Raw genomic sequence first — 10,676 nt, forward strand, 5'->3', positions numbered from 1 at the left:
CCGGATGACCCTGATTCCGGGCTTCCACCGCCTTCCTCCGCCCTTTCCGCTACGCTCCAAGGACGGAGGAAGGCGGTGGCGGAGTTGCACTTCTAACTTGACGGTGGGGGCTGTTCTTGCATTTGCCGGAACCTGCTTGGCATTCCGGATTTCAAAGTACCGGTGTAAACAGATGGGCAAACCAGCCTATGAAGCGTTTCCAGGGTGTACGGTCTTTATAGACATCTTTGGTCATCACTGTGCTGTTCCGTTTGTCCTGATTGAAAATTTGCACCAATTGGTCGGTAATGGGCAGATCGAATAGGAAAGCATTGATTTCATAGTCGTAGCGCAGGCTCCGGCTGTTCAGGTTGGTGCTTCCTATCGTGCAGAAACGGTCGTCTACCATCATTACTTTCGAATGGTGAAACCCTCCGTTGTAAATATAAATGCGTGCACCTTTCTTGCGTAACTTGTTGGCAAAATAAAATCCGGCATCGGGGGTAAATGAGATGTCCGATTTACCTGGAATCATAATTTCCACTTTTACTCCTCGTTCCAAAGCCCGTTCGATGGCACGTCTTACACTTATCGTGGGGGTAAAATAAGGATTGATGAGTTGTATCTTATATTGGGCGGCATCAATGGCGGCAATATAAGCGTGCCGCATAGCTTCGGGATGAGTCTTGGGGATGCGTTGCACGATTGCCACTTGTCCTCCGGCGTGTCGGGGTGGGGCATTAAGTGAGTCGGTATTGAAAGGGAAATAGGTTTGTCCTTTGATTTCTTGTCCGGTTTCTTTTTCCCATGTGTCTACAAATGCATGTTGTAATTCGTTTACGGCAGGGCCTTTGATGCAGAGGTGCATGTCTCGCCACGCTCCGATTTTAGGTAGTCCGTTGATGTAATAGTCGGCAATGTTCATTCCGCCGGTATAACCGGTTTTGCCATCGATGACCACGATTTTTTGGTGGTCACGGCTGGCGATATGGTTGAAGTAGGGGAAGGTAATGGGGTCAAACGTGACGATATCGATACCTTTTTCCCTCAATGCATTCAAATGGCGTTTGCGTAATGGCCGGTTGTTCGACATATTTCCGAAAGCATCAAACATGGCACGTACCTCGACTCCCTCTTTTGTTTTTAGGGCAAGCAAGTCGAATAGGGCATTGGCTATGGAATCATTCCGGAAATTGAAATACTCTAAATGGATATGTTGTTTTGCTTTGCGTATTTCGGCAAATAAATGGTCAAACTTTTCCCGTCCACTGGGTAAAAGGGTAAATTGGTTGTTGTTGATAATTTTATATCCTTTGTTTTGCAGGTAATGTGCGAAAAGTGAATCGGATGGAAGCCATTTTTGAGCTTGCATATACAAAGTGCCGGCAGCTATAAAGGTAAGCAGCAACCACAGATTGAGGTATGGGAAACAATAACAGGCTCTTTTCATCTTCATTTAGTTTTTGGGCGACAAAAATAACCAATAAAACAATAGGGTGTGATTTTTTGTACTTCGTTTTTCTTAAAAGGTGAAGTATCGACCGTAAATAGTGTGAATCGGACAAGAAACAGTGACGTTATATAGGGGTGTCTTTTCCTTGAATATTTTGTATTGTCTCTACCATGTGGCATAAAAAGGCTGCCACAAGAATAAAAACGATTTATGAATATCCTTTAGCCAATATCTGCTCCTAAAACGACTGCATCGGCAAATCTAAAGGACATTCATAAAACGATTTGTATGCTTGCGGCAGCTTAGAGTCTGTTTTAAATTAATCTGGTAGAATCTTGCTTTATTGGGATTTTTAAACAGGCTCTTAGAGATGACAGATGACTTCGTCTGGTGTAAGATTAATAATCTTCCGCTTGTAAGATTAATAATCTTGCAGCCTGAAGATTATTAATCTTACAGCGATAGACCTATATTTTGTAGAAATCCAAAACAGTTCCTTATTCTTTCGTAATGTGGAACCAGTCTATGTCTGCCCATCCTCCGTCATTGGTGACGATAGCAGGACGGGTGCAGAAAGTACCCACCTTGGCACCTATCCATTTGCCTTCTTTTACTTGGAAAGGTTTGCCTAATTTCTGGAATTTCTTTCCATTCGTGCTATAACTCATCTGGCACATTACGACAAGGTCGTGTCCGCCTTCGCTTTTGCTTATCTTTTCACCGGTAGAAATGATTTCGGCACGCAGGTAGATTTCGTTTTCTTTCAAAGGCACACTGGCATTGACGGTTTCTGTTCCTCCACGGTCTGCCTTCTTGCATTCCACTTGCGAGAGCACCAGTCCGCTTTCCGTGTTCTCAAGAATGATTCCGGCATAGTCCATACCCATCACCACCAGTCCGGTGCGTTCGCCCTTGTATTTAGCGATAGGAGCGAACTTCAGTTTCATGGTTGCCTTGAAACTCGGTGCAGGGAACTTCTGGAGTAGCATATTGGGCACATCCCACAAGCTCTTGTAGTTTTCTGTTACTGGGTAAGAATAGAGGCGCAGGCACCCGTGTTCCTCATCGCAAAAGTGCCACTTATCGTTGATATTTGCGTTCCATTGCCATTGCAAGCCAAGAATATTGGTGTTGAATTCATCACTTTCCTGCGGAGTGCAAATCGGATAAGTTTTGCCCACATCCGGTTTTTTCCAAGTCAATACAGGGTCACCACATCCGTCTCCGTCTTTATCTTCACCGATAACGGGCCAATCGTTCACCCATTTCATCGGCTGGAGGTGTACAAGGCGTCCGGCTGCGCCTACATCCTGGAAATGCATGAACCAGTCTTCGCCTGTAGGTGTGTCTACCCATCCGCCTTGGTGAGGACCGTTGACAGGGCTGTTGCCTTGTGCCATCACGGTACGCCATTCGTAAGGGCCATATACGTTTTTCGAGCGTGCTACTACCTGCCAGCCCGTCGGTACTCCACCGGCAGGGAAAAACATGTAATAATATCCATTGCGTTTGTAGAACTTGGGACCTTCGCAGGTTTCGTGCGCTTCGTGTCCGTCGAATACGATTCGTGAGGGTCCGATGGTGCGGGTGGCATCGGCGCTCAATTCGCATACGGCAATGACGCTCTTCAGTCCGGCACGGCTTCCGGCGTAAGCGTGAGCAAGGTACACACGTCCGTCTTCGTCCCAAAGCGGAGTGGTGTCAATAATTCCCTTGGCTGCTTTCACCAATACCGGTTCGCACCACGGTCCTTTCACATCCTTGGCTTTCACCATAAAGATACCTTGATCGGGGTCTCCCCAAAAGATATAAAACTCTCCGTTATGATGACGGATGCAGGGAGCCCATACACGGTTTCCGTGCTGAGGGGCAGTATCGGTTACAGGAGGCAAGGCATGAGGCACTGCAACACCTGCGAAACTCCAGTTCACCAAGTCTTTGGAATGAAGCACCTGAAGTCCGGGCAAACATCCGAAACTGGATGAAGTGAGGTAATAATCTTCGCCCACACGGATAACATCGGGGTCGGAATAGTCGGCATAAAGAACCGGATTTTTATACGTTCCGTCACCTTGGTCGGCCACCCATACTTCCGAAACATAGTTATCTTGGGCGTGCAGCGCAGGAAGCGCACAGCCTCCCAGCAGGATTGAGAGTAGAAGTTGTTTCATCTTGTACATTTACAATTTACGGTTTACAATTTAGATTTCACTTTTTGCCTATTACGATTGAGATATGCGGTTTACCTGCCCTGCCGGGCAAATTTTATGATTCTTTATACTTTAGGTCAAATGCCGGAGTATGGGCAGCACACCGCAACTTTGCTTACTCAATGACTTGTATCTTAACAGGCTGTTCCAAATACTTCTTCCATTCTTGCACGTAGGCAAACCATTTTTCTTTGGTCGGATATCCAAAAGTTTCCTTGCACGATGTAAACGACGTGTAATAACGGAATGAACTTTCGCCGGGAGCGCTCACGGTATAAAGGAAGTTCTCCTTGTCGGCGGTTTCTTTTACGACCAGTTTCTTAGGGATATACGTAGCAAGACCTACCGTTTCCTTTTTATACTTCACCGTATCGTTTACTGGCCAATCGGTTCCCCAGCTTGCTACGAGTCCTTCATGGTCGGAATACATTGCGGCATGTCCGGTTATGTTTTGCACACCGGTAGCAAACACTTCATCAGTCAGCGGAGCATCAAAAATCACATCCACCTGTGCATCACGGTGTCCGGCATAGAGGGTGTAACGGTTTATCATATTCAGTTCTTTACCCTGATATTGCCAGCCTTTCACTTCGGCATCTACTACGGTACGTACCGGACCGTCGGCAAGAATCCGCTGGCCACGGATGTCAACGGGCTGAATCATGGTAGTCTGCGTGCCGTCCCATCCCCGGAGCGTTCCGGCTCCGCAACTATTGTTCACCTTGATGACGTCATCCCCGAATCCCCGCTTCAATTGCTCATCGGTAGGATAAAACTGGCTTTCCTCGATTTCCAGTCCTTTGCGGAATTTGCCATAAAGGTCTGTGGTCTGCTTTTCGTTGAAATAAATGCGGTATGCTACCAGCTCGCTTTCGAAAGCGATGCCATGATGTTGCTGAATGGTATACGTATAAGCGTTTCCATCGGCATAAATGGCATACCCTTTGGCATATTGGTTTTTCTTGGAAGTACGGAACAACATTTCGGCAAAAACACGTGCGGGATATACCTTATCGCTCTTTTTCGGAGAAAGCGTGACGGTCAGTGTCTTTTTGCCTTGTGCAGGTACGTCGATGACAAATGCCAGCTCGTCGGCACGGGTATCGCCATTCATATCGTCCAACTGGGAGGGTATTTCAGAAGTTCCGTCGGATACAACTGCTGATTTTACCGTAAACCCTGTTTTCAACGTATGAAGGTCTATCACGACAGGTTCATCGGTTTTTTCTGTTTGCCAAGGGTTCTCTACAATCACTTGAAATGTTTTCTCTGAGTCTTGTGCGGAAGCAGAGATACTTCCTGCCAGCAATGCTAAGCCAATAATAGCGAATGTTTTCATAAGTGTCAATTTATTTAGGCAACTAGGTACCCGTTGGCTAGCAACTAAGTGCGGAGAAGCTTTTTAATACGTGCATGCCAACCGGTACCTAATGATAATGCGGTCAGAATTTATAAGACTCGGCTTTATTTCCGATTTTTTCGTACTTCTTATCTCCTACGGTAATGTTGGTTACCCCCATCATCTTCAGGTTATCGCCACCTTTTGTCGTGATAACTTTCACATTCTTCAGGGTCGCGTTTTCGGCACGGTTCAATGTCACGCCGTCCTTTGCATCGGAAATGGTTACATTCTCCAGGAAAATGTTCTTGATAGGCATTTCGGGAAGTCCGTTGAACAGTACAGCACGTCCTACATTCTTTGCGGTGACATTCTTGATGAAGATATCACGGAATGCCGGAGTCTCCTCGGTTACCGGAGGCACAACTTCCTCTTTCGGAGCACCCGAAGCATTTTCTTCACCCGGTGCATTACCACCATAGAACAAGTCGAAGATAAGTGCCTCGTTCGGGATATTAATCATGTTGATGTTATTGATGTGGATGTTTTCCACTACCCCGCCACGGCCGCGTGTACTCTTGAAACGCAAGCCAACATCGGTACCAAGGAAAGAGCAGTTGTCTACATAAATGTTTTTTACTCCTCCAGACATTTCACTACCTACTACAAATCCGCCGTGTCCGTGCAGTACCACGTTGTTGCGGATAATTACGTTTTGACAAGGTTCGCCGCGCAGGCGTCCGCTTTCGTCCTTACCCGACTTGATGCAGATACCGTCGTCTCCCGCGTCAAAGCTGCTGCCGAGTACCAGTACACGATTGCACGATTCAATGTCGAGTGCATCTCCGTTTTGTGAGTACCAGGGATTGGATACGCTGATTCCTGTAATGGTCAGGTCTTCGCATGAGAGGGGATGCAGACACCAGCTGGGTGAGTTTTTGAAGGTTACTCCTTCGAGCATTACTTTCTTGCACTTGATGAGGCTCAGCAGCACGGGGCGTAACCAGTCGCGGATACTGGCCCATTCCTCATCGGTCTCGATACCTTCGGGCACATTGAAGTCTTTACACGCATTGGCTCCTTTAATAGAACCTTCGCTTGGGTACCATATATCTCCTTTTTCATTGAGTACGCCTCCCGAAGCGACCAGTTTATTCCATTGTGATGAAGTCATCTTGCTTTTCTTTACGGGGCGCCAAGTGTCTCCGTTCCCGTCTATTACACCTTTGCCTGTGATGGCTATGTTTTCAGCACCGTTGGCAGATATGGGCGATTGGCACCGTCGTGTCTCCAGTCCTTCGAATGAAGTCTTGATAATGGGATATTGTGTGTGGTCGGCTGTAAAGAGCACCAGAGCATTTTCTTCCAAGTGCAGGTTGATATTGCTTTTCAGTACGATAGGTCCGGTAAGCCACAAACCTGCCGGTACTATCACGGTACCTCCTCCTTGTCGGGATACGGCTTCGATGGTTTGAGCAAATGCTTCCGTGTTGAGCGTGGTTCCGTCGGCAGTAGCACCGAACTCAGTTATCGAACGGGAATAGGCGGGAAACACGGGTTGTTGCACTTTGGTCATTTGGAATGGCAGGTTGCTATACACATCATCCGGGATAATGGGCGTATTTGCCTGTGCCTTTGTGGTTCCAGTACCAATAAAAGTTGCTATTCCTACAGAAAGCAAGTAATGTCGTAACGTGTTAAATTTAATCATATTCTTATGTTTTTTTGAGTTTTGCATCAAGGTATGATAATATTCACAAATGTAGTGCTTTTCGTTTAGACTCATGTGAATATTTTGACTGAATAGGTAAAAAAAATGGGCGGATGTGGAACTTTTATGCGCAAAAATTGGTTGGAGAATGGATAATTTAATCACTTGGCAGGTAAAATTGTTCATATTTGCTATTTCGTTTGTTGAAAATAGTTCGATTAATGGAAATGTTTGTATCTTTGTCCCGAATTTATAGTTTAAGACGTATGAGTTATAATTTATTAAAAGGAAAAAGAGGTATTGTATTCGGTGCCTTGAACGAGCAGTCTATCGCATGGAAAGTAGCAGAAAAGGCTGTAGAGGAAGGGGCTGTGATAACATTGTCCAATACTCCGGTAGCAGTCCGTATGGGAGAAATATCAGCTTTGGCTGAAAAACTGAATTGTGAGGTAATACCGGCTGATGCAACGAGTGTGGAAGATTTGGAAAACGTGTTCAAGCGTTCGATGGAAATATTGGGCGGTAAAATAGACTTTGTATTGCACTCTATCGGCATGTCGCCCAACGTGCGTAAGAAACGTACATACGATGATCTGGATTACGACATGTTGAACAAGACGCTGGATATTTCAGCTGTTTCGTTCCACAAGATGATTCAGAGCGCGAAAAAACTGAATGCCATCAACGAGTACGGTTCGATTGTAGCCTTGAGTTATGTAGCTGCACAACGCACATTCTACGGCTATAACGACATGGCAGATGCGAAGGCATTGCTGGAATCTATCGCACGCAGCTTCGGATACATTTACGGACGCGAGCACAACGTACGTATCAATACGATTTCCCAGTCGCCGACGATGACTACCGCAGGTTCGGGAGTGAAAGGCATGGACAAACTGTTCGACTTTGCCAACCGCATGTCTCCGCTGGGTAACGCTTCGGCAGACGAATGTGCAGACTATTGCATCGTGATGTTCTCTGACCTGACCCGTAAGGTGACCATGCAGAACCTGTATCACGACGGAGGTTTTTCAAGTGTAGGCATGAGTTTGCGTGCAATGGCAACTTATGAAAAAGGCCTCGATGAATATAAGGACGAAAATGGAAATATCATTTACGGATAAATAATCATTTCTGAATGAAAAAACTTTTATTCATATTATTAAGCGTCATTGCCTTTGCATCCTGTCAGTCAGATATGCAAAGCGGTGACGCTTTGTCTGACAGAAGGATAAAAGTTTTTCGTTATGACCGTTTACAATATGAGGCGACCGTCATGAATAGCATTTCAGCTATTCAGAAAATGAATATGGATTATCCGCAGGCTACGCGCATCCTTATTGAAGATGTGCTGATGTTGGGCAGCGTGGATGCACCAGACATTAACGAACGTTTGTGTACTTATTATTCCGATTCGGTCTTGCTTCGTTTGATGGAAGAGGCGGAAGAGAAGTTCAGTGATATGACACCGATAGAGGAACGGCTGACCGAGGGGTTCAAGCGTTTGAAGAAAGAAATTCCTTCGCTTCCGGTTCCGCAGGTGTATGCTCAAATTTCTGCTTTGAACCAGTCGGTGGTAGTAGGGGACAGTTTGTTGGGAATCAGTCTGGATAAGTATATGGGCGAGGATTATCCTTTGTACAAACGTTATTATTATGCATACCAGCGCCGCTCGATGACCCCCGAACGTATACTTCCCGATTGTTTTACTTTTTATTTGGTAAGTCTGTATCCGTTTGGATGGGAAACAGGTCATCGTACTCTTTTCGATGTGATGATGCATCAAGGAAAAATCAATTGGCTGGTGCGAAAAATCCTGGGGTATTCTTCGGATGCAGAAATGCTGGGTTATACCAAGGCTGAAACAGACTGGTGTAAGAAGAATGGGAAGAAACTGTGGGACTGGATGGTACGCCGGGGACATTTGTCGAGTACCGACCCGATGGTAATTCGTGCTTACACGCATCCTGACCCTAATATTATTTTAAAAGGAGAGCCTATACCTCCTATTGTAGGAGTATGGTTGGGGATGCAATTGACGGATAAGTACATGAAAGAGCATCCGGATGTATCTGTCGAAGCTTTGCTGGAGTGTGAAGATTTCAGAGAGCTTACACTCGAATAAGGGACGGCCTTACCTAATTAGTTTTTTAAAGTATGGATACAGCATTATATTTATTGCCGGTTACATTGGGTGACACGGCCATCGAACGTGTTCTTCCTTCCTATAACAAAGAAATCATTTTACAAATCAAGCATTTTATTGTAGAAGACGTGCGTTCGGCACGGCGTTTCCTGAAGAAAGTAGACCGGGACATCGATATCGGCGGGCTGGCTTTTTATCCGCTGAACAAGCACACCGCTCCGGAAGTGGTGTCGGGCTATCTCCGTCCTTTGGAAGAAGGACATCCGATGGGGGTAATTTCAGAAGCAGGATGCCCTGCCGTAGCCGACCCGGGAGCCGATGTCGTGGCTATTGCCCAGCGCAAGAACCTAAAGGTCGTTCCGCTGGTAGGCCCTTCTTCTATCATCCTGTCGGTAATGGGCTCGGGCTTCAACGGACAAAGCTTTGCTTTCCACGGTTACTTACCCATCGACTCTTCCGAGCGCATAAAACGTATAAAAGAGCTGGAACAGCGCATTTACGGCGAATCCCAGACCCAATTGTTCATCGAGACTCCGTACCGGAACAATAAAATGGCAGAGGATATCTTAAAGACCTGCCGCCCGCAAACCAAGCTTTGCATAGCCGCCAACATTACGTGTGAAGGCGAATACATCAAGACAAAGACCATCCGGGAATGGAAGGGGCATTTGCCCGATTTGTCTAAAATCCCCTGCATCTTCTTAATTTATAAATGAGGCTTTTCGCCCCGGATGACGGAACGGATAAGCGCATGCGGAAACGCATCCGTATGTATTGCCCTACGCAAGCGGCTGCATCTGACATCCCAACCGCTTGCATCAGCCATCGCAGGCGGTTGCGTTTATCAAGTGAACCGGATGTGTTTTTCCGCATGATACGAGGAGCGGACCAACGGACCGCTCTCTACGGTAGAGAATCCTTTTTCTTCGCCTATCTCTTTATACTTCTGGAATTGCCCGGGAGTGATGTATGCCGCTACGGGATAATGCTTCCGGCTTGGCTGGAGATATTGACCGATAGTCAGAATCTTGCATCCGCATGCAAGCAGGTCATCCATCGTCTGTTCTACTTCTTCCGGTGTCTCTCCTAAACCGACCATTATGCCCGACTTTGCCGTAATTCCGCTTTCGGCTATCATCCGTATCACTTGCAGGCTCCGTTCGTATGTAGCTACACTCCGCACCAGTGGGGTGATGCGCCTTACGGTTTCCAGATTGTGTGAAATGATATCGGGATACGCATGGATGACAAGCCGGATAAGTTCGGCACGCCCCTGAAAATCCGGAATAAGTGTTTCAAGGGTGGTATCAGGGTTCATTTCCTTAATGCACCGGATGGTCTCTGCCCAATGTGCGGCTCCCAAGTCGGGCAAATCGTCTCTGTCTACCGAGGTTATGACTGCATGGTCCAGCTTCATCAGACGGATAGACTCCGCTACGTGCCGGGGCTCTTCCGGGTCGAGCGGAAGCGGCTTTCCGCTTTGGGTATTGCAGAACTTGCACGAACGGGTACAGATGGCTCCGCCAATCATGAAGGTAGCGGTTCCTTTTCCCCAACATTCACCCAAATTCGGGCAGCGTCCGCTGGAGCAAATGGTGTGCAGCTTGTGTGTATCTACGATGCGTTTGGTATCGGCATAACGGGCATTGGCACCGATTTGTATCTTGAGCCATTCAGGCTTTCTTACGTGTTCCATGGTATATGTTATTTCACCACAGATTACACAGATTAAGAAGCTGTTTTGAATTTCTCCAAAAAGTTTTTCTTGGCTTGATGTGTTCGTTTTCGTGTGTGCTTTGGGCGATTTTTTGGTCCTTTTCGCTCCTGTTCTTCGTCAG

Annotated in this window: 8 protein-coding genes; 3 read left to right on the forward strand and 5 right to left on the reverse strand. The window is 46.6% G+C overall.

The features are described from left to right. Positions 1-151: 151 nt before the first annotated feature. The 4 genes from cls to B5F78_RS14750 all read right to left on the reverse strand — a co-directional run bounded on the left by cls (position 152) and on the right by B5F78_RS14750 (position 6,692). Entirely contained in the window at positions 152-1,351 is a 1,200-nt protein-coding gene (gene cls / locus B5F78_RS14735) for a cardiolipin synthase (protein WP_225226492.1), read from the reverse strand. 578 nt (positions 1,352-1,929) lie between these two features. Then, positions 1,930-3,603 carry a glycoside hydrolase family 43 protein gene (locus B5F78_RS14740; RefSeq protein ID WP_087407070.1) on the reverse strand — a complete coding sequence of 558 codons (1,674 nt, stop codon included), beginning with the start codon at positions 3,601-3,603 and terminating at the stop codon, positions 1,930-1,932. 154 nt (positions 3,604-3,757) lie between these two features. Then, a complete protein-coding gene (locus tag B5F78_RS14745) occupies positions 3,758-4,981 on the reverse strand; it encodes a DUF4861 domain-containing protein (RefSeq protein ID WP_087407067.1) in 1,224 nt (407 codons plus the stop codon). A 103-nt stretch (positions 4,982-5,084) separates the two neighbouring features. Then, the gene (locus B5F78_RS14750) at positions 5,085-6,692 is read right to left on the reverse strand and encodes a glycoside hydrolase family 28 protein (RefSeq protein WP_087407071.1); all 1,608 of its coding nucleotides are present in this window, start codon (positions 6,690-6,692) and stop codon (positions 5,085-5,087) included. 266 nt (positions 6,693-6,958) lie between these two features. Here B5F78_RS14750 and B5F78_RS14755 point away from each other — a divergent pair, with 266 nt between their 5' ends. From B5F78_RS14755 to B5F78_RS14765, 3 genes are read left to right on the forward strand one after another with little or no spacing between them, the layout of a single operon-like run. Continuing rightward, positions 6,959-7,816, forward strand: a complete 858-nt coding sequence (locus tag B5F78_RS14755) for an enoyl-ACP reductase FabI (RefSeq protein ID WP_087209834.1) — start codon at positions 6,959-6,961, stop codon at positions 7,814-7,816. A gap of 14 nt (positions 7,817-7,830) precedes the next feature. Then, positions 7,831-8,817, forward strand: coding sequence for a gliding motility protein GldB-related protein (locus B5F78_RS14760; protein ID WP_087209837.1), 987 nt, complete (start codon positions 7,831-7,833; stop codon positions 8,815-8,817). A 32-nt stretch (positions 8,818-8,849) separates the two neighbouring features. After that, positions 8,850-9,554 carry an SAM-dependent methyltransferase gene (locus tag B5F78_RS14765; protein ID WP_087407068.1) on the forward strand — a complete coding sequence of 235 codons (705 nt, stop codon included), beginning with the start codon at positions 8,850-8,852 and terminating at the stop codon, positions 9,552-9,554. A 128-nt stretch (positions 9,555-9,682) separates the two neighbouring features. On the opposite strand, the gene lipA is transcribed toward B5F78_RS14765, so the two are convergent. After that, a complete protein-coding gene (lipA, locus tag B5F78_RS14770) occupies positions 9,683-10,534 on the reverse strand; it encodes a lipoyl synthase (protein WP_087407069.1) in 852 nt (283 codons plus the stop codon). Between the last annotated feature and the right edge of the window lie 142 nt (positions 10,535-10,676).

It is taken from the genome of Bacteroides sp. An279, from assembly GCF_002159615.1.
Taxonomy (GTDB): domain Bacteria; phylum Bacteroidota; class Bacteroidia; order Bacteroidales; family Bacteroidaceae; genus Phocaeicola; species Phocaeicola intestinalis.

What these genes read in the sequence shown, in the direction of transcription:
- B5F78_RS14750 (WP_087407071.1), bottom strand. Translation starts at nt 6,692, where the DNA reads ATGATTAAATTTAACACGTTACGACATTACTTGCTTTCTGTAGGAATA.
- B5F78_RS14755 (WP_087209834.1), top strand. Translation starts at nt 6,959, where the DNA reads ATGAGTTATAATTTATTAAAAGGAAAAAGAGGTATTGTATTCGGTGCC.
- B5F78_RS14765 (WP_087407068.1), top strand. Translation starts at nt 8,850, where the DNA reads ATGGATACAGCATTATATTTATTGCCGGTTACATTGGGTGACACGGCC.
- cls (WP_225226492.1), bottom strand. Translation starts at nt 1,351, where the DNA reads ATGCAAGCTCAAAAATGGCTTCCATCCGATTCACTTTTCGCACATTAC.
- lipA (WP_087407069.1), bottom strand. Translation starts at nt 10,534, where the DNA reads ATGGAACACGTAAGAAAGCCTGAATGGCTCAAGATACAAATCGGTGCC.
- B5F78_RS14745 (WP_087407067.1), bottom strand. Translation starts at nt 4,981, where the DNA reads ATGAAAACATTCGCTATTATTGGCTTAGCATTGCTGGCAGGAAGTATC.
- B5F78_RS14740 (WP_087407070.1), bottom strand. Translation starts at nt 3,603, where the DNA reads ATGAAACAACTTCTACTCTCAATCCTGCTGGGAGGCTGTGCGCTTCCT.
- B5F78_RS14760 (WP_087209837.1), top strand. Translation starts at nt 7,831, where the DNA reads ATGAAAAAACTTTTATTCATATTATTAAGCGTCATTGCCTTTGCATCC.